Source organism: Methylomonas sp. MK1 (genome assembly GCF_000365425.1).
GTDB lineage: Bacteria > Pseudomonadota > Gammaproteobacteria > Methylococcales > Methylomonadaceae > Methylomonas.
In genome coordinates, this window is the sequence record NZ_AQOV01000002.1 from 32890 (window position 1) to 51142 (window position 18253).

At 51.4% G+C, this 18253-nt stretch carries 18 protein-coding genes; 5 read left to right on the forward strand and 13 right to left on the reverse strand.

The genetic code is table 11. The features are described 5' to 3' along the window. Positions 1 to 15 precede the first annotated feature (15 nt). On the forward strand, positions 16 to 531 hold the full coding sequence (locus G006_RS0116905; RefSeq protein WP_020484405.1) for a septal ring lytic transglycosylase RlpA family protein: 516 nt from the start codon (positions 16 to 18) through the stop codon (positions 529 to 531). A gap of 153 nt (positions 532 to 684) precedes the next feature. Here the strand turns inward: G006_RS0116905 and G006_RS29435 are convergent, their stop codons facing one another. The 5 genes from G006_RS29435 to G006_RS0116930 form a co-directional block, all read right to left on the reverse strand. Next, positions 685 to 2154: a methyl-accepting chemotaxis protein gene (locus G006_RS29435; RefSeq protein ID WP_020484406.1), complete on the reverse strand. Its 1470-nt coding sequence runs from the start codon at positions 2152 to 2154 to the stop codon at positions 685 to 687. 3 nt (positions 2155 to 2157) lie between these two features. After that, positions 2158 to 2697 (reverse strand): PAS domain-containing protein, encoded by a 540-nt coding sequence (locus tag G006_RS0116915; protein ID WP_020484407.1) that lies wholly within the window; start codon positions 2695 to 2697, stop codon positions 2158 to 2160. A 157-nt stretch (positions 2698 to 2854) separates the two neighbouring features. Then, positions 2855 to 3649, reverse strand: coding sequence for a response regulator (locus tag G006_RS0116920; RefSeq protein ID WP_020484408.1), 795 nt, complete (start codon positions 3647 to 3649; stop codon positions 2855 to 2857). Positions 3650 to 3652: 3 nt separating this feature from the next. After that, positions 3653 to 5095 carry an HDOD domain-containing protein gene (locus tag G006_RS0116925; protein WP_020484409.1) on the reverse strand — a complete coding sequence of 481 codons (1443 nt, stop codon included), beginning with the start codon at positions 5093 to 5095 and terminating at the stop codon, positions 3653 to 3655. Positions 5096 to 5099: 4 nt separating this feature from the next. Beyond that, the gene (locus G006_RS0116930; protein WP_020484410.1) at positions 5100 to 7910 is read right to left on the reverse strand and encodes a valine--tRNA ligase; all 2811 of its coding nucleotides are present in this window, start codon (positions 7908 to 7910) and stop codon (positions 5100 to 5102) included. A 270-nt stretch (positions 7911 to 8180) separates the two neighbouring features. Here G006_RS0116930 and G006_RS0116935 point away from each other — a divergent pair, with 270 nt between their 5' ends. Both G006_RS0116935 and G006_RS25775 read left to right on the forward strand, forming a co-directional pair. Then, positions 8181 to 8696, forward strand: coding sequence for a hypothetical protein (locus tag G006_RS0116935; RefSeq protein WP_152428963.1), 516 nt, complete (start codon positions 8181 to 8183; stop codon positions 8694 to 8696). Between the two features lie 144 nt (positions 8697 to 8840). Further along, entirely contained in the window at positions 8841 to 9398 is a 558-nt protein-coding gene (locus G006_RS25775) for an MOSC domain-containing protein (RefSeq protein ID WP_020484412.1), read from the forward strand. 110 nt (positions 9399 to 9508) lie between these two features. On the opposite strand, the gene G006_RS0116945 is transcribed toward G006_RS25775, so the two are convergent. The 6 genes from G006_RS0116945 to G006_RS0116970 all read right to left on the reverse strand — a co-directional run bounded on the left by G006_RS0116945 (position 9509) and on the right by G006_RS0116970 (position 13015). Beyond that, positions 9509 to 9781: a BrnA antitoxin family protein gene (locus G006_RS0116945; protein ID WP_026147120.1), complete on the reverse strand. Its 273-nt coding sequence runs from the start codon at positions 9779 to 9781 to the stop codon at positions 9509 to 9511. Beyond that, entirely contained in the window at positions 9756 to 10034 is a 279-nt protein-coding gene (locus G006_RS0116950) for a BrnT family toxin (RefSeq protein ID WP_020484414.1), read from the reverse strand. Before G006_RS0116950 ends, G006_RS0116945 begins: the two co-directional genes overlap by 26 nt. Positions 10035 to 10144: 110 nt before the next feature. Next, positions 10145 to 10906: a hypothetical protein gene (locus tag G006_RS0116955; RefSeq protein ID WP_020484415.1), complete on the reverse strand. Its 762-nt coding sequence runs from the start codon at positions 10904 to 10906 to the stop codon at positions 10145 to 10147. Positions 10907 to 10909: 3 nt separating this feature from the next. Next, positions 10910 to 11332: a YqaA family protein gene (locus G006_RS0116960; RefSeq protein WP_020484416.1), complete on the reverse strand. Its 423-nt coding sequence runs from the start codon at positions 11330 to 11332 to the stop codon at positions 10910 to 10912. 59 nt (positions 11333 to 11391) lie between these two features. Then, complete coding sequence (locus G006_RS0116965; RefSeq protein ID WP_026147121.1) at positions 11392 to 12288, reverse strand: multicopper oxidase; 897 nt, start codon at positions 12286 to 12288, stop codon at positions 11392 to 11394. A gap of 133 nt (positions 12289 to 12421) precedes the next feature. Further along, positions 12422 to 13015, reverse strand: coding sequence for a hypothetical protein (locus G006_RS0116970; RefSeq protein WP_020484418.1), 594 nt, complete (start codon positions 13013 to 13015; stop codon positions 12422 to 12424). Positions 13016 to 13326: 311 nt separating this feature from the next. On the opposite strand from G006_RS0116970, the gene pgi reads away from it, so the two are divergent. Beyond that, the gene (pgi, locus tag G006_RS0116975; RefSeq protein ID WP_020484419.1) at positions 13327 to 14964 is read left to right on the forward strand and encodes a glucose-6-phosphate isomerase; all 1638 of its coding nucleotides are present in this window, start codon (positions 13327 to 13329) and stop codon (positions 14962 to 14964) included. Positions 14965 to 15175: 211 nt separating this feature from the next. On the opposite strand, the gene G006_RS0116980 is transcribed toward pgi, so the two are convergent. Then, positions 15176 to 16009 (reverse strand): alpha/beta fold hydrolase, encoded by an 834-nt coding sequence (locus G006_RS0116980; RefSeq protein WP_020484420.1) that lies wholly within the window; start codon positions 16007 to 16009, stop codon positions 15176 to 15178. Between the two features lie 149 nt (positions 16010 to 16158). Beyond that, positions 16159 to 16905 (reverse strand): Lcl domain-containing protein, encoded by a 747-nt coding sequence (locus G006_RS0116985; RefSeq protein ID WP_081607966.1) that lies wholly within the window; start codon positions 16903 to 16905, stop codon positions 16159 to 16161. A 197-nt stretch (positions 16906 to 17102) separates the two neighbouring features. Here G006_RS0116985 and G006_RS0116990 point away from each other — a divergent pair, with 197 nt between their 5' ends. Further along, entirely contained in the window at positions 17103 to 18161 is a 1059-nt protein-coding gene (locus tag G006_RS0116990) for a hypothetical protein (RefSeq protein ID WP_026147122.1), read from the forward strand. Positions 18162 to 18253: the final 92 nt, after the last annotated feature.

Sequence of the window (18253 nt, forward strand, 5' to 3'; positions counted from 1 at the left end):
CGCGGAGAAACAGTTATGTTTTTAGATACGGTATCGGTTTTTTCAAGCCGATTTAGCCTCAACGTGCGGCGATGGCGCGCGGTTATGCCGCTGATGTTTCTTAGTCTGCTTAGTGCCTGTTCTAGTGTTCCGACGCTGCAACGCACTGACGATCAAGCCATGCTGACCGGTCCCACCAAGGCCACGTACACCAAATCTTATAAAGTTAAGGGCAAAACTTATTCCCCTCTACACAGCGCGCTAGGTTACAAGGCGCAGGGCTTGGCTTCCTGGTATGGCGCAGAGTCCGGTAATTTTACTGCCAACGGCGACCGCTTCGATCCGCGCGGCATGACGGCGGCGCATAAAACGCTGCCGATTCCCTCTAAAGTTCGGGTGACCAATCTGCGTAACGGCCGTTACGTGGATGTGGTGATCAACGACAGGGGGCCTTTCAAAGCTAATCGACTTATCGATCTGTCCCAGGGCGCGGCGGAACAGATCGGTATGCGCGGATTGGCGGAAGTGACGGTGGAATATTTGGGAAGTTAGGCTGGTTCAGGCTTGTTGCTGCGCTGGGACATCTCCTTTATGCCCTGTGGGTACGCAGGGATAGGGGGCAGGAGGTCCCTGTTTAGGAATGCCGCAACGCCGGCGCTTGGCACCGAAGCGACTGGCGTTGCGACGATTATGTAAAGCGGTGGGCTATACGTTTTTGTGTCTTTCTTCCACCATTGCATCGATATATTGCATCACCTCGGCACTGGCGGCCTCGGCCAGTTGCATTTGCCGAATGATCTCATCGAGCATGCCTGGATCATCCACCCATTTGTCGCGAGAAACTTCATAAGCCTTTTGTGTAGTCCTATGCACATCGGCATGCGGTTGATTCAATTTAGCGTAAGCGCTGGTCGAGCGGAATTTTTCATAACCCAGTCCCTCGTAATACCATTTTCCTAAGCGGCAATTATGGTTGTCTACCATGATGGCTTGGTGATGAGGGCATTCGTTGGCTGTTTCGACGGCCACATAGCCGTTTTGTTTGTAGACCACATGATCGAGTTTAGCCAGGACGCCGAAAGATTTGTCTTTGGCATAAGAAATGTAATCGACCGAGATCTTTGCGGACCGGGATAAATTGGAAAATTGTTGGCGGAAGGAATTGACTTGCGCCAGTATCTCTTGCGAAAGCGCGGAGGAGCTTTCCGCTTCGGTTTGCATTTGTTCGACTCGTTTATTGAACGACTTGAGGGTTCTGGACACCTCAAGTGCGGCGTTCTTGGTGTGTTCGGAGAGATTTTTGACTTCGTCGGCGACCACCGCGAAGCCTCGGCCGTGCTCGCCGGCGCGTGCCGCTTCTATCGAGGCGTTTAAGGCCAGCAGGTTGGTTTGATCGGCAATCCCGGTAATCATCGATAAGGATTCGGTGATTTTTTTACTGTCGTTAATTAGCGCGCCGATTACATCCGATACCGAGTGTACATTGGAGTTGATGTCGGACAGGGAATTACTGATGGTTTCTACGGCGGATAGGCTGGCGTTGGCGTTCTCGCCTGTTTCCACAGCAATATTCTCTACCTTCTGCATTTGCTCGGTGATATTGAGCAAGTCGCTTTGATTACCTTTCAGATTGTTGAGCAGATTGTTGGTGTTGAGCGCATGCAGGCCTGCCGATAAACGCCGTTTGATCGTCAGTTTGTCGTTTTCATCCATTAATTTGATGGCGTCGTTCATATTCTTCGCCGACTTTTTCAGTATGCCTGGAAAGCCGTCAACCAGCGCATAACGGTCATAATTGCCTTCTGCGGCGTGTTTAAAACAAGAGTTCATTTCTTTGAAGTAAGACTCCATGATGTCCAGCGTCTCATTCAGCTCCCAGGCTATCTTGCCGACTTCGCCCATGCCGCGCGTTTTGGTGACGCGATGATAGAGTTGGCCTTGATTAGTGTGTCTTAACACTTCTTCAATCCGCTCTAAGACCAGCAGGCATTGTTTGCCGGCGTGCCAGGCATCGAAGGCCACCACCGGCAACGGCAGCAGCAAGCCAAGCATGAGCCAGGAAAATCCATGCGTGATAAGCGTGTCGATGAAAGCGGCAACAGTGAAAAATATAATGGTTGCCACCGCATAATTCAGCTTGGTTCTTAAAAACGGAATATTGGCGTTTGAATTCATGGCTTACACTCCGTTGGGTTTATACAGGCTTAACACCAGGCTATTGTAATTTTTAGCGCCGGCTTGCTGAACCACGTCGAATAGGTATTCCAGCGATTTATCCGGGGCATCTTTAACTGAATGGCGTTTCTCGATGGCCAACATTTCCTGATAAATCGGTATGATGACCCCAAGTGCGTTACGGGGCGGGTTACGGCGCACCGAATAGTAACCCTGCAATTTACCGTCTTTGTCATAGTCCGGAGTAATGTTGGCAAATACCCAATAAAATCCGCCATCCTTGCATAGATTCTTGGCAAACCCGAAAAACTCGTCACCGGCTTTTAAGGTATTCCACATGAATCTAAACACGCCGCGCGGCATATCCGGGTGTCTGATGATGTTGTGTTGTATGCCCAGCAATTGGTGTTCCGGATAGCCGGCGATTTCCATAAAAATGCGATTAGCGTAAGTGATCCGCCCCGAGGTGTCGGTCTTGGAAACGATAAAATCGTCATCCGCGAGTTTTTTTTCGTTATTGTTAGGCGTGATAGTCGGCTTCATATTCCGTACCTTAATTTGGGGCTATTGGTGGTCAGTCCAGGCATATTTTGTGCGAAAACCGGATGAGCTTGATCATGAGCGCATCGGACATTGCTTCGATCCGGGGTTGCGATAGCCGTGCATGTTGTGTGGTATTCGCTCGCCACACAAGATTAGCTCAATTGAGCAAATTAATCAGGAGGCGTTTGATTGAAGTGGCTTCGAAGGGCTTGTCCAGTATGGCTGATACTTCGGATTTCTCTATCGCCGCCAGGCGATTTTGGTTTTGCTCGCTGGTGACCATGAGAATGGGCACCGAGCCGCGCTCGGGATGATTGCGGATATGGTCTATCAACTGCAAGCCGTCCATCTCCGGCATGTTGTAGTCGGTAACGACCAGATCAAAATACTGTTGATTGAATAGTTGTAAACCTTGTTTGCCGTCATGAGCCGTAACGATCTGGTAGATGCCGATGTTTTCGAAAACCCTGGTGAGATATTTCAACGAAAATTCGCTGTCGTCCACCAGCAGTACTCGCAGGTCTTCTACATCCAGGTGCGTCAGGTTAAGTTTTTCCGGGCGAACATATTCCAGCGTGGAATGCAGGGCGGTTTCCAAGGCCTGACGGGTAAACGGCTTGGGTAATATGGCAATCGCGCCGGCCTGGCGGATCGGTTCCAGGTATTTGATATTCGTCTCGCTGGAAATCAGCAAAAAGGCCATTTCATACGAGGCATCGTCGTTGCGCAGTGCGTGCACCAATTCCACGCCAGTCATGTCCGGCAGGTACATGGAGCTGATAATCAGATCGGGCCGGGAGTGCTGTAAGCGTTCGAATAGCTCGGCGCCGCTTTGCACACAGGTAATATCGTTTATATCGCAGTCGAGTAAAAAGTGGGAGATGATCTGCTGCTGAGTATGGGACGGTTCGACGAGAAAAACCTGTAAATTGGCAAGCTGATGGTCTGACATGGATTAGTGGTTTTTCATGCAGTATAGGGTTAAACCGATATGCGCTTGTTTGGCAAAGTGCTTGGCTGCGATGAAATCCTCGCGAGTTAAGGGTAGTCCATGAATAGAGTGGTCGCAATAAATAAGGCCGACAGTCTTTTTTTCCGCATAAACCGGGAAAACGAAGCACTCGTATTCGCCGATATGCTGGCGGATCTGCGCGGTGTAAAGCTCATGATGTTGCTGGGGAAACAGCCAGACGCCTTCTTGCTGTTGTAGGGCGTGAAACAGTAAGTTTGCCGAGGGTTCGGAATTGTATATGCGGATTTTTTGGTCGAGCGCGATTTTGTGCCAGCCCAGGGAAAATTTTTCGTTTAGCGTCTGTTTATCCGGACTGAGCAGCATGAACAGGGTTCTGTCCATTTCCACGCCACGGTGTATGCCTTCCAGCACCATTTCAAATAGGCCGTTTAGATCGATTTGTCCGCTGATGTGGCTGCTGATGTCCTGCAAAATTTGAAATTGCAGCTGCTTCTTATCGCCCTTTTCCTCTTCAGCGTCTTCGAATTTGGCGATGATAGCTTCGGTGCTGATGAATTTGGAGGCGTCGTTAGCGCCGAATTGCCGGGCAATGTGCACCGCTTCCAAAGTGTTTTTGTCGATCTTGGCTTTTAGGGTTGCCGGCGACAGGCCGGAAAATTCAGCAACTTTTGCCAGACAAGCCTGCATTGCTTCCGAGTCTTTGCCCGATTTAAGCGCCGCGCAGATCTGATGACCCAGTTGCACCATTTGCACCCGTCTCTCCGCGGAATCCGGTTTGGCGATGGCCTCTTCTATCAAGCCGCTCAGGCACCAGGATTTACTCAGTTTTTTGCCCAAGTCCTGCAAGGTAAAGCCTAGTATTTTTTTCTCGGCTTCGCGATTGTTCAGCCCGCTCTTTTCTATCAGTTCGTGGACTTTTTTGGATTGCGGATTGCCGGAGCACCAGAAGGCAATATGGCCGATATTGTGCAGTAGGGCAGCAATAAACACTTCTTCCGGCGAAGTGTCGCCCATGCTCAGCGCCAAGTCTTTGGCTTGCACAGCAGCGTGCAGAGCCAGTGCAATTTCCCGATTGGCTCTGTCCTTGTTGGTGGACGACAGCATCGCTTCGAAAAACGAACAGGCCAGGGTCAGTTCCCGTATTACTTCTGCACCCAGCACGACAATGGCCCGCGATACGGTGCTCATCTTTTGCTTGGAGGGGTTGTAATAAGGACTGCTGCCCACCTTAAGCAGTTTGGCGGTGAGATTAGGGTCTTGCAGAATCACCGTCGCCAGCTCAATGGCCCCCTTGTGCCTGTCGTCCAACGCCGCGTAGATGTTATGCGCGGTGTTGGAGAAGATCGGCATTTCCTGCACGCGGAGCAGCTCTGTCCATTCGTCCAGAGTTTGCGGTGGCTTTTGCGCGGTGCCGGAGGGGGTCATATGTTTATAACGCTTTGATTTTGGCGAATTGCTCGTTCAGGCTTTTTAAGGATGACTGCAAGCCCGCCAGTTTCTCGCGCTCTTTCTCGATCACTTCCGGCGGCGCTTTGTCGACAAACGCAGCATTGCCGAGCTTGCCTTCGATACGCGGCAGTTCTTTCTCGATACGCTGAATTTCCTTGTCCAGTCTAGCCAGTTCGGCGTCTTTGTCGATCAGTCCGGCCATCGGGATCAGGATTTTCATGTCGCCGACCAGCGCAATCGCAGATTCAGGCGCATTGTCGCCTGGATTCAGCCAAGTGATGATTTCCAGGCGGCCGAGTTTTCGCAAATAGTCTCCAAGCTCTTGCAAATAGACTTGGTCGTTGGCATTACCGTTTTGCAGCAGCACGTTCAATGGTTTACCCGGCGCAATGTTCATTTCGCCACGAATGCGGCGGATGCCGAGGATAAATTCTTTGACCCATTCAATCTGTGGCTCTGCTATTGGGTCAATTGCATCTGCTTTATCCAGTTCAGGATACGGCTGCAGCATAATGGTTGCTGCGGTAACGCCGGCCAGCGGACCAACCCGTTGCCAAATCTCTTCGGTGATGAAAGGCATGATCGGGTGCGCCAACCGCAACAAGGTTTCCAACACCTTCAACAAAGTTTGGCGGGTACCGCGTTGCATTAGTGCATCGTCGCTTTGCAGCGAAATTTTCGCCAGTTCCAGATACCAGTCGCAGTATTCGTTCCAGGTGAATTCGTATATTGCTTGTGCCGCTAGATCAAAACGATAGCTTCTAATCGCTTCATTGGTATCGCTAATCGTATGTTGTAGCCGTGCCTTAATCCAGCGGTCAGCCGGGCTGTAACGGCACTCGGCGCAGTCGATGCCGTTATCCTGATCTTCAGTGTTCATCAACACGTAACGCGCTGCATTCCACAATTTATTGCAGAAGTTGCGGTAGCCTTCGGTGCGCTGCAAATCAAAGCGAATATCTCGACCCGTCGAAGCCAACGAGGCAAAAGTAAAACGTAGCGCGTCAGTACCAAACGATTGAATACCGTCCGGGAATTGCTTGCGGGTGGCTTGTTCGATTTTTTTCGCCAGGTGCGGCTGCATCATGCCGGACACGCGTTTAGCCACCAAGTCTTCCAAATCAATGCCGTCGATGATGTCGATCGGGTCCAGCACATTGCCTTTGGATTTGGACATCTTCTGACCTTCGGCATCGCGCACCAGGCCGTGTATATACACTTCCTTGAAAGGCACTTCGCCTTGGAACTTCAAACCCATCATGATCATCCGAGCTACCCAGAAGAAGATGATGTCAAAGCCAGTCACCAATACACTGGTGGGGTAATGCTTCGCCAATTCCGGGGTTTGCTCCGGCCAACCCAAAGTCGAAAACGGCCATAATGCTGACGAGAACCAGGTATCCAGTACGTCTTCGTCTTGCTTGAGCGGGTAATCGGTTGCCAGGCCATGCGTGGCGCGGATTTCCGCTTCGGAATGGCCGACGTAGGTATTACCTTGATCGTCATACCAAGCCGGAATGCGGTGGCCCCACCAGATTTGCCGGGAGATACACCAGTCCTGGATGTTGCGCATCCATTCGAAATAGGTGTTTTTCCAGTTGTCGGGTACGAATTTGATCGCGCCGGTTTCCACCGCTTCGATGGCCGGTTTGGCCAATGGGGCGATTTTCACGTACCACTGATTGGTCAATAACGGCTCGATCACCGCGCCGGTGCGGTCGCCGCGCGGCACCATCAATTTGTGGTCGGCGGTTTTTTCCAGCAAGCCTTGGGCGTCCAGATCGGCGACAATTTTCTTGCGGGCTTCGAATCTGTCCAGGCCGATATAGGCCTCAGGGATAATAGAAAAGCCATCGTCGTTACTGCGTATCGCCGCATCGACGGTAAAAATATTGATCAAGCCGCCATGCGGTTGATCGGCAATCACTGACATTTGTTTATGGCGAGTCCAGACTTCGTAGTCATTAAAGTCGTGAGCCGGGGTGATTTTGACGACGCCGGTACCGAATTCCGGATCGACGTACTCGTCGGCAATAATCGGAATGCGGCGGCCGGTCAGCGGCAGTTCGACGAATTCGCCGAGCAGATGTTTATAGCGCTCGTCATCGGGATGTATCGCCACTGCCGCGTCACCCAGCATGGTTTCCGGACGGGTAGTCGCCACCAACACATGGCCGGTGCCGTTGGTCAGCGGGTAGCGCATATACCACATAGAACCATTTTCTTCTTCGGACAGCACTTCCAGATCGGAGACGGCGGTGTGCAACACCGGGTCCCAGTTCACCAGACGTTTTCCGCGATAGATTAAGCCTTCTTCGTACAGCTTGATGAACACTTCCTGCACCGCGTCGGACATGCCGTCGTCCATCGTAAAGCGTTCTTTTTCCCAATCCAGCGACGAACCCATGCGCCGCAATTGCCGGGTGATGGTGCCGCCGGATTCCTCTTTCCATTCCCAGACTTTCTCGATAAACGCCTCGCGGCCCAAGTCGTGGCGAGTTTTGCCGTCGGCGTTGATGATGCGCTCCACCACCATTTGCGTGGCGATACCGGCGTGATCGGTACCCGGCTGCCACAGCGTGTTGTAGCCCTTCATCCGGTGGTAGCGGGTCAGCGCATCCATGATGGTGTCCTGAAACGCATGCCCCATGTGCAAACTACCGGTAACGTTCGGCGGCGGAATCATGATGCAATAAGACTCGCCCTCGCTTTTGGCGGCAAAATAACCGCTCTCTTCCCAAAGTTGATACCAGCGTTGTTCGATTGCGTGCGGGGAATAGGTTTTTTCCATGTTCTGTGTCGGATGAGCTTGCATTAAAAACAAACAATATTTTACCTGTAAAACGAAGGTGAGCTAGAGTAAAAGGCAAGACGGAGTTGTAACTTGCTGATTTATCGCGGATACCGGCAGGAAACATACTTTCTGAAAGCGATGTAAGCACCGGCAAAATCTTTGTTAGAATCAGGTAAACGTCTGCACCTTCCTTTTTGGGAGGATATACAGAAATTATAGTACGCTCTTGTTAGGCTGAGATGTCTCATCAACTTGGTTAAAAATCTTATGCACCTCACTTTTTACAGATTGGTATCTATTGTTTTATGCCTCTTGGTAACTGCTTGCTCAACTGTTAGCTGGTGGCGTTATGCAGGTGATTCGGTAACTTTTAATCAAGCGACAATGGTTTTTGAACAGCGTTGGTTCCTTCTCTATCGCTACAACCGAGCTTGTGCCGTTTGGAATACATATTGGGGAGGAGTGTTGGAATCATCTAAGCTGTATACAGGTACCTTTTCGCATAATACGGTATACCTCTATAACAAAAGAGAACTATATGGTTTAGGTACTACTGTTTGGAATTATATTGAACCCATAATCATGTCCCTTGAGGATAGCCGTTTAACGGTCCGGCTTGAGCCGCCTGCAGGCGAAGGCTCTGTGGAATTCGTCACATTCGATCCGATTAGTAATTTAGAGAAACCAGAGTCTGATGGCAGTTTCCAGACCGATTTAATAAGCATCCCTGAAATTAATGAGCGCAAAGAATGTGAAATGGCTATAACTGCCGCATCGAGCTAATATTTCGGGTTATTTTGTGCGGCGTTTAGGGCCGTAGGCTGGGTTGAACAGCGTGAAACCCAGCATTGAAGGCCTTTTGCTGGGTATCGCTATCGCTCAACCCAGCCTACAGGGCTATCGCGCCTACCACATATCCACCCAATCATGACTCTTCGCGACCTAACTCAACAATTCGCTTCGGAAGGCCGAGTCGAAGCTATCATTTTGCGTCCGGCGCGCGGCGAGCCGGCGGTTGTGGTCGATGAGGCCCGCGCGGAGCCTAGGCAGGGATTGCTGGGTGACCGGCGAGCAAACACTGTTCGTTCCGGCAGGCAATCGCCAAAACGCGAACTGACTTTGTTTCAGGCCGAGCATTTACCTCTTGTCGCCAATTGGTGCGGACTCGCGGAATTGGAGCCGACACGGCTACGGCGCAACCTCGTGGTTTCGGGGCTCAATCTTATCGGTATGCGCTCGCCGTTTCCTGATGTGGTGCTGGAATGGGCGATTGGTGGTGAGGTGATTATTCAAGTCACCGGGCCTTGCGATCCGTGCTCGAAAATGGCTGCGGAATTGGGGTTGGGAAGCTATAACGCGCTACGCGGTCACGGCGGGATGACGGCTCGGATTTTGGCCGGCGGCTTGATTCGAGTAGGTGACAGGGTACGCTTGAATGCGATTCAAAATGTGGAACCGAAGGCTAGGCTGGGTCAAATAAAGTGAAACCCAGAACTGGTAGCTCCGATTGGCGATAGCGTAATCGGAGGAATGGGATGTTTCAAATTCGTGCGATTGCAAATGCCGGGCAAATTTTGCTAATCAGCCATTTGATATCAAATCAGCGAATGTTCCTTGAGCCATTCTTTCAAAGCGTCGTTCATCCGAGTTTGCCAGCCGCTCCCTGTCGCGCGGAAAGCAGCGATGACATCGGCGTCAAAACGAACAGTCGTGGAAACCTTGGTTGGTGCCTGTTGTTTGCCTCTGCCGCGCAACACATTCTGTAACGACTCTGGCAATTCGGAAAACGTAGATGCGTTTTTAAAATCGTCGGACGTCAATTCACGGACTTCACCATCCGCATCAGTCAAGGGTAAGGGATTTGCCATGTTTGCGAGCCTCTCTCGAGTTAGCTTTGCGAAAACTGATCACCCGGATGCCATCGGGAATATATACAAAGCACAGAATATGGAGTCTATCGTCGAGATAACCAATTGCGATCCAGCGAATTTCGCCATAGTCGCGCCGGTCATCGATCAAATAGACAGCGGTTTCAAAGTCGAATTCGTCGGCCCGTTCAAAGCTTAAGCCACGTTCTCGCTGGTTTTTGTCGCTTTTGGCATGGTCGAATTCGATGAGCATGGCTTACTGTAACGGTCATAAGCGCAATTGGGCAACTATTTTGTTACTACATGCTTGTGATGTAGTAATTGCTAAAAAGAAGGAATAGGGGCTAGCTGGTTTGGCGCTTGTCAGGCCCGCTGCCGCTGCAACACCAGTGCGGTTTTGGTGAAGGCCTGCAATACCGGCCCCGCGCCGGCAATAGCCACCGCATCGACCAAACAATACCAGGCGGCAACGCCGCTGGGCGGGTTGCCTTGCGGCAGGTGTGAGGCTGGATCGATCTCTGCCCAGGCCCAGGTGCCGGCGCTGGTGCCGACGATTTCCAGCCAGGACGTGATAAAGAACGCTCCCAAGTAAACCATAGGCGAACGGCCCTTGAATAAGTAGCCCAAAAACACCACAAACAGCACGGCGCCGATAATGTCTAGGCGCCCAATGCCACTGAGGCCCCAAGCGACCCAAGTACCGCAGACAGTAACAACGAAAACCGCGATGCGGCGGGCGTGTTGCTGGAACAAGCCGGAGCGGCCTAGTGCTACCGCGGTGAGATAAACCAGACCATGACCGGCGGGCACGTAGGCCGGCACGTTGCCGAAGCGGTAGATATAGCCTTTCATGTATACGGATGCGAAATACTCGCCGATCACCGCAAAGGTTACCGCCACGGCTACTTGGGTGCGCACATATTTGCATTCGCCGCGCAGCCAGGCAATCAAAAATAGCCAGCCGAAAAACGCCAGCACGTATTGCATGAATTGCGGCGCGAAGCCGTCCATCGTCAAACAGATAGTGGTGGTGACAAAGGTAAACCCGGCAATCTGATAATCGCGTTTGCGGTGCTCGGCGATGGTATTGACGGCGGGGAAGTGCGGTAAGGAAAAGAAACTCATAGCTCAGACAAAGGCGTAGGCAACGGCGACATAGCGCAACACTTTACCTAAAAAAATCGCTAACAGCGAGGACAGCATGGAAAGGCGCAGCCAGCCGCCGGCGAAACACAGGCCGTCGCCGACTAGCGGCAGCCAGGAAAACAGCAAGGCCCAACTGCCCCAACGGCGCACGGTGTTTAATGATTTTTGATGTTGTTTTGCTAAAGCGTCGGCGGGATATTTTTTGGCGGCCCACAGCCCTAGCCACCAAGTCGTCATTGCGCCCAAGGTGTTACCAATAGTGGCGATGGCTACCAATTGGCTGACCGAGTGCTGTTGGCTGTTAACCAGATAGGCCAGGACCGCTTCCGAGCCCCCAGGTGCCACGGTGGATGAGATGAAGGCGCTGATAAATAATCCCAGAGGGCCGAGCGATTCTAACTGCATTTGTTTAGCCCATAAAAAAGCCCCTGAAACAGCTGTTTCAGGGGCTTTTTGCTTAATCTTTATTTATCCGGTAAGGCGATGACGTTTTTGCCGGATACCATTTTGATCAGCTTGCCGATCAATTGCATGACATAGCCAACACCATGCGCTATTTGCTCCAGCACGGTAGCGACAATTTCGCCGGCACTCATGCCTTTAAAGCGCTTTGCCAGCCAGGGCGCGGCGATAAAGCCGATAGCCAAACCAATCACGGTAGTGCCGGACACAATCGAGTCGTCAGCTACGGGAGCCGGAGCGGGTGCCGCTGCCACTACGGGCGCCACCACAGCTGAGCTGGGAGCCGGCGCATCGAGTTTAGGATCGTAAGGTCTGCCGCTGTAATCGTCGGGGAAAATCGCTGCGGTTACGCCAGGGATGCTGGGTAAGTCTTCGCTGCCTTTGCCGACTTTTAATTGGGCTTTCATGCCTTTTTCCATGTGCTGAGCGATGTCACAATGCACTAAGTAGGTTTTATCGCCGGGCGGCAGGATTAGCGTGCCGGATACTTTGCCCGGACCGCTGACTTCCAAATGGAACATCCCTTTAGGGTACAAATATTTTGGTAAGCCGTGCATCATCCATTGATGGCGGATTTCATCTTCATTGATGAAATGTACGGTGAGCTTGGTGCAAGGTTCGAATTGAAATTCCTGCTGATCGAACGCAAACATGGTGCCGGGGAATTTCTCTGAATACTTGTGTCCGGCATGTACGGTAATTTCCTTGGTCGCGGCAATTTTATCGCAGCCGCCGGGCAAGGTGTCAGTGTTTTGGCCCATGACCATGCCGCCATCCATATCCATCAAATGACCGTCGCCGTGGTTCATCATCTGATTGTGATCCTGCATTTCTTTTGCGGACACAGTAGTAACAGACAAGGCACAGACCAGTGTGGCAAGTGATACGAATTTGACCATTATTGCATTACCTCGAAGGGGCGTTATGTATAGCGTCGATTATGCCGCGATAGTTCTGATTGACAAGGCTGCCGGAAAGTACGTTATTCCGCCTCGCAGCATAGGCGGAATAACGGGTCTTGCGGCGTATTTCTTAGATTTCTTTCGCTTTACCGATCATCTCGTCGACTTTACGTTTGAAGCCGGCGTTAGACAGATAAAAAATGTACAAGCCAGCGAACAACACCAATGCATACAAGGCATAGCTGCCTTTGCTGGTCGGTTGACCTGCGCCGGCTTTAAAGCTCATGTGGGCATCCAATCTTTCGCCGTTATCTTGCAGTAGCGTGATGTGGATCAGATGTTTGCCGGCTTCTTGTACGCCTGATGGCAGGTTCAATATGACGGTGCCGGATTTATGTTTTTCGGCTGCTTGGAAGAAAACCCGTTTGCCTTCCGGCTCTTTGGTCACTTCAAATTCGATAGCCATGCCGCGATAGCGTTGGTCTTGATAGTCGAAGACCAATTGAGTCAATGTATTGACATCGGGAATATTGCCGCAGAACTCTTCCGCCGGGTAGGCGTTAGGCTGGTAGGCGGTGTAATGGATCCAGTGATCTTTTTCCAGTTCGAACTTACATTGGTCAGTATCGGTACCCGCCGCACCGCCGTGGGCCAATACTGCTGATGAAAAAATCAGGCCCAACAAGCCCAGTAAACCGTTTCTTAATATGCGAGAGCTTCTCATAAATACCCTTCCCGTGTTAATAAATGCTGTAGTTTTTATTATTTTTCATGTGGTTATACATGAACGTGTTTAAATCATTGGCGAACGTAACTGCCTGATTTCGATCAAAACAGCGCCTAACTCTAGCACATCGCCCTAGCCAAAGAAAGGCTATCGTGCCGTAGTTGAGATGATCGATTCAAGCTGTAATTTTTTTTGTCAGCAATCAAAGACAATCCTTATAATGGGGTTATGAATCATTCCTTTAAATTGTCTCTGCCTGTTCAGGTCTACTGAAATATCCCCTATCCGGTTAATTAAATAACAACAATATGTCCAAATTAATAAACTCTGCCGAATGGAATGCCGTTAAGCAACATCACCGCGAGATTGCCGGCAAATTTTGCATGAAGGATGCGTTCGATAAAGATCCGCAACGCTTCGACAAGTTTTCCGTGACATTTGACGATTTGCTGTTCGATTTCTCTAAAAATCTAATTACCGAAGAAACGTTGCCTTTGTTGATTGAATTGGCAAGCCGCGCGGAGCTTTCCGCCAAGACCGAAGCTATGTTTTCCGGTTCCATTATTAATACCACGGAAAAACGTGCTGTCTTGCATACAGCCTTACGCAACCGCAGTAATAAGCCGGTATTTTTTCGCGGCGAAGACGTCATGCCGGAAATCAATAAAGTTTTGGCAAAAATGCGGGTATTTACGGAACAAGTCCGTTCAGGCGCCTGGACCGGCTACACCGGCAAAACTATTACCGACATCGTCAATATCGGTATCGGCGGTTCCGACCTGGGACCGAAAATGGTCGATACCGCTCTGGCGCCCTACGGTAAAGACGGCTTGAAAGCCCATTTCGTTTCCAACGTCGATCAAGCCGACATCGTCGAAACGCTGAAACCGCTCAACCCGGAAACCACGCTGTTTTTGATTTCCTCAAAAACCTTTACCACGCAAGAAACCATGACCAACGCCCGTTCGGCGCGCAACTGGTTCTTGCAGGCGGCTGTCGATCCCGCGCATATCTCCAAACATTTCGTGGCCATCTCGACCAATGTCACCAAGGTGAAAGAATTTGGCATCGACCCGGACAATATGTTCGAATTTTGGGATTGGGTCGGTGGCCGTTATTCCTTGTGGTCCGTGATCGGCATGTCGATTGCGTTATACATAGGTATGGACAATTTCGAAGAGTTGCTGATGGGCGCGCATATTGCCGACGAACATTTCCGTAGCGCGCCATTCGAAAAAAATATCCCGGTTATCATGGGCTTACTAGGTATCTGGTACAACAACTTCTTCGAAGCGGAAACTTACGCGATTCTGCCTTACGCCCAGTCATTGAAATACTTCGCCGATTATTTCCAGCAGGGCGATATGGAAAGCAACGGCAAAAGCGCCACGATCAGCGGTGACAAGGTCGACTACAACACCGGCCCGATTATCTGGGGCCAGCCCGGCACCAACGGCCAGCACGCTTTTTTTCAGTTGATTCATCAGGGTACCAAACTGATTCCAGGCGATTTCTTGGCGGCTGCGCAAAGCCAATACAATTTACCGGATCATCACGATATCCTGATCTCCAACTTTCTGGCGCAAGCCGAAGCCTTGATGCGCGGTAAAACCGAAGCCGAGGTGAGAAAGGATTTGAGTCACGAGCCTAATCTGGACGACGCTTTGATTGCCTCGAAAATTTTCGAAGGCAACAAACCGTCCAACTCGTTTTTATTCAAAAAACTTACTCCCAGAACCTTGGGCACCCTGATTGCCTTTTACGAACACAAAATCTTCGTGCAAGGCGTAATCTGGAATATCAATTCCTTCGATCAAATGGGCGTGGAATTGGGGAAAGTGTTAGCGCGGGCGATTCTGCCGCAGCTGAAAAACGAAGACGTTGTCACCGACCACGACAGCTCCACCAACGGCTTGATCAATGCTTATAAGCGCCTGCGTAAATAAGCTTACCCAAGCGGGTAGGCTAATTTAGAAGGCGAGCAACCAGTCTGTGTTGGGCAAAGCCGTTATCTAAACCTGAAGGTTGCAGCATATTTCCGCAACCTTCAGGCGCCTTAACCCCTCCAAGTAATTATTTGTATCGTTATCCTTGCCGGTCGCGCAAATTGATTCAAAAATGAGAACCTAGGTTGAGTTACTACTTGGTAGATCCCGCTTACGGCATATTGCTTAAAGCATTGGGCATAGTGGAATTCGGCTGCGTGGTCAACAAGACTTCGCGGATCGCGGAAATAATAGACTCCGGCTTCTCCAGCGGAATGACGTGGCCGCTATCTACCCAGCGTTGAATTGCCCCTGGATATAGCTGCGCAATATCCTTGCGTTTTTGATTGGCATCGAGCGCCAACTCCGAGGTGTCCTCCAGAGGTTGCGCAGCGCTCAGCACTATGATCGGTCCGCCGCTATAGGGCGGGGCGGCCAATACTTCGTCACCGGTTAGATCCAGAGCCGCCAGCTCTTGTTCGGCAGTTGCCGATGTCATCAAATCGAACAGCAAACGCACCCAGAGCGGCCAGTTTTCGATTGCCCCGGCGCCTTTGAGTTGAGCAGGGTGAGTCGAATCAACCAGAATCAAAGCCGCCACGTCCTGTGGGTGATGCCGGGCATACCATTGCATATACAAACCGCCCAGCGAATGCCCCACCAGCACATAAGGCGGCGTTAGACCCTGGCTGGCAAGCAAGCCGCGCAACTCTTCAATAATATGTCGGCCGTCCCTCGTCGTTGTCGCCGCTGCGCTATTCCCGTACCCGGCGCGGTTATAAACCAAGGCTGTGGCATCGCGCGCTATCGTGGGATAAATTTCTGTCCAATACTCGAAAGTCCCGCCTAGTCCGTTTTCGAAGATGACCGGTACAGTCTGGTGCTTGCTAAGCGCAAATTCCACCTGCCGGCCGGTGACTTCTGCCGTTGTGATGTCGGGGATGGTGGCGGCGCAGCCGCTCAGCGAGAGCAACAAAACGGCCAATAGTGGTGATTTAAATTTCATCGGTTCAGTAACGGGTTTTGGCTGATTCGCCCTTTTTACTACAGATTGCTTCCGAGACCATTCGCCCCAAACCTTCATGCTTCGATTGGGTTCTCGGCTATTGCTCCTGCATTCATGCAAGCCCAGCACGAATGGTTTGGCGGGAAAAGTCATTTCGGGAAGTTGTTTTTAGCGAAATCCTCAGCGATTTTGCGGCGGGAAGCGTTGATCGAAAATCCCGCCAAGAGGCTGCCGAAGAGCAAGGCAGCGCCGGGCAGCGGCACCGCGGTTACGTCGCCGCTGCGGACTGCCAGAACATAAAATTGGTTGCCCTTGCTGATGTAGTTTTGCATGCCGGTGGCGGTGCTCAAATACCAGGCTTTGTTGGCATCATTGTAATAGCTGCTGCCTAGCCAATAGCTGAAGGATTGCAGGTTGCTGAACAGGCTTTCGTCATTGGGCGTGGACGGGTCGTCGACGAGGCCGTGGCCGGGTTGGGGCAAGCCGCGCGAATCGGCGTACCCCTTATTCGCGAAATCGCCGTAGAACAGATGCGCCAGTTCCGAGCTGGCTAAATCGACGTTGTAACCACAGTCTGTGCCACTGTAACCATAGTCGCAGCCCTGGGCGCCCAGGTCGTGAAAGGTCGGCAGACGCCAATCGCTGTAGGTGGTGCCGCGCACGCTGTCCGTATAGCTTAGGTCTTCCACCCAGGCCACGGCGTTTTGCCAGCTCATTTTGCCGGGATTATAGGAGCCGCTAGTATTGGCGTAGTTGGCGTCTGCCAGCCAGGTAACGTTGAGCTCGCTGTCGTAAATCAGGCCGCCGCCGCGGTCGAGCAACTGGGCTTGGGCGCTACCTGCCGCCAATATGCAGAGCCCGGATAGCGCGGCGTATATAGCTTTCTGTTTCATCATTTTCCCCCAAAAAGTAGTTCTCGAACGGATGTAAATACTCGGAAACCTGCCTAGCGGAGCCGAGTTTTGGCGGCATTATCGGAAGGCGCGTGTAGCCAGGGAACCCTACCGGAGTAGGGTGTTGGAACGTTAGAGAGTTTTGTTAACATGTATTTCTAATTCAACTATTGGCTCGATAATTTAAAGAGGAATTTACAATGAAACGCAGTCTGAGATGTCTTGCCCTGGGCTTAATGCTGCCGGTATTACCGGCACACGCCAGTGTTTTGTATACGTTGGTGGATCTCATGCCGGATAGCCCGTTAGTCAGTTCGGGGGCGGTCTCTATCAGCGATGCCGGGCATGTTCTGGGTTTTACGGGGGATGGTGAAAGCTTTGTTTACAAAAACAATAGTGTGAGTTGGCTGTCCGTACCCAGATATTCAAGTCCTACCGGGATCAATTCAAGCGGTGTGGTGGTGGGCAATTCTGGCGGGCGCGGGATTGTGCACAGTAATGGTGTCACCCAAATAATCGGTGGTTTCAGCGGCAGTCCTTATTCCAGTGTGGCCTACGGAATCAATGATGCCGGGCAAATAGTCGGCAGTGCATGGAATGCCGAGGGCAACCAACGAGCCACTATTGCCGGCAACGGCAGCTTGACTGATCTGGGAACTTTGAATGGTGGTCACTGGAGTGCGGGTAATGCAATCAACAATAGCGGTCAGGTCACTGGCGAGAGTCAAACACCTAATGGTGGTCACGCTTTTATTACCCGTAATGGCCAAATGGTGGATCTGGGCGCGCTTGCCTGGGGTGTCAGCAGAGGTTATGCCATCAACGACCTTGGTCAGGTGGCCGGCACATCCCATGTTACCAACAATGAAAAGCACGCATTCATTACCACAGCTGATGACCAGATGATGGATATAGGTTTGTCCGGCTATAGCAGCGAGGCATTGGGTATCAATAATGCCGGACAAGCCGTGGGATATTTCGGCGATAATTTTGGTGGATCGAAACGTGCTTTCGTCACGCTCAATGGCGTCATGACAGACTTGAACACGCTGATTGCAGCCAATATCGGCTGGACGCTGATGACAGCTTACGATGTCAACAATAGTGGACAAATCGTTGGGGTGGGAATTGCCGCGAATGGCGTGCAACGAGCCTTTCTATTAAATCCGATTGCGTCCGTGCCGATACCTGGCGCCATCTGGTTGTTTGGTTCCGCGTTGCTGGGTCTCGTTCCGCGTCGTCTGCGTGCTCGACTCTGAAGTCACATGGAGGTTTTAGAGATAGCGTTTAGCTGCGTTGTATTGGTCGCCGAACGGCACTAGAGCGCCTTTGGTTACCTGCGTTAGGCATA

Coding starts and splice junctions, on each gene's coding strand:
- G006_RS0116930 (WP_020484410.1), bottom strand. CDS start 7,910: ATGGAAAAAACCTATTCCCCGCACGCAATCGAACAACGCTGGTATCAA.
- G006_RS0116960 (WP_020484416.1), bottom strand. CDS start 11,332: ATGCAGTTAGAATCGCTCGGCCCTCTGGGATTATTTATCAGCGCCTTC.
- G006_RS25775 (WP_020484412.1), top strand. CDS start 8,841: ATGACTCTTCGCGACCTAACTCAACAATTCGCTTCGGAAGGCCGAGTC.
- G006_RS0116965 (WP_026147121.1), bottom strand. CDS start 12,288: ATGGTCAAATTCGTATCACTTGCCACACTGGTCTGTGCCTTGTCTGTT.
- G006_RS0116950 (WP_020484414.1), bottom strand. CDS start 10,034: ATGCTCATCGAATTCGACCATGCCAAAAGCGACAAAAACCAGCGAGAA.
- G006_RS0116905 (WP_020484405.1), top strand. CDS start 16: ATGTTTTTAGATACGGTATCGGTTTTTTCAAGCCGATTTAGCCTCAAC.
- G006_RS0116955 (WP_020484415.1), bottom strand. CDS start 10,906: ATGAGTTTCTTTTCCTTACCGCACTTCCCCGCCGTCAATACCATCGCC.
- G006_RS0116970 (WP_020484418.1), bottom strand. CDS start 13,015: ATGAGAAGCTCTCGCATATTAAGAAACGGTTTACTGGGCTTGTTGGGC.
- G006_RS0116920 (WP_020484408.1), bottom strand. CDS start 3,649: ATGTCAGACCATCAGCTTGCCAATTTACAGGTTTTTCTCGTCGAACCG.
- G006_RS0116915 (WP_020484407.1), bottom strand. CDS start 2,697: ATGAAGCCGACTATCACGCCTAACAATAACGAAAAAAAACTCGCGGAT.
- G006_RS0116990 (WP_026147122.1), top strand. CDS start 17,103: ATGAAACGCAGTCTGAGATGTCTTGCCCTGGGCTTAATGCTGCCGGTA.
- G006_RS0116980 (WP_020484420.1), bottom strand. CDS start 16,009: ATGAAATTTAAATCACCACTATTGGCCGTTTTGTTGCTCTCGCTGAGC.
- G006_RS0116985 (WP_081607966.1), bottom strand. CDS start 16,905: ATGATGAAACAGAAAGCTATATACGCCGCGCTATCCGGGCTCTGCATA.
- G006_RS0116945 (WP_026147120.1), bottom strand. CDS start 9,781: ATGGCAAATCCCTTACCCTTGACTGATGCGGATGGTGAAGTCCGTGAA.
- G006_RS0116925 (WP_020484409.1), bottom strand. CDS start 5,095: ATGACCCCCTCCGGCACCGCGCAAAAGCCACCGCAAACTCTGGACGAA.
- pgi (WP_020484419.1), top strand. CDS start 13,327: ATGTCCAAATTAATAAACTCTGCCGAATGGAATGCCGTTAAGCAACAT.
- G006_RS29435 (WP_020484406.1), bottom strand. CDS start 2,154: ATGAATTCAAACGCCAATATTCCGTTTTTAAGAACCAAGCTGAATTAT.
- G006_RS0116935 (WP_152428963.1), top strand. CDS start 8,181: ATGCACCTCACTTTTTACAGATTGGTATCTATTGTTTTATGCCTCTTG.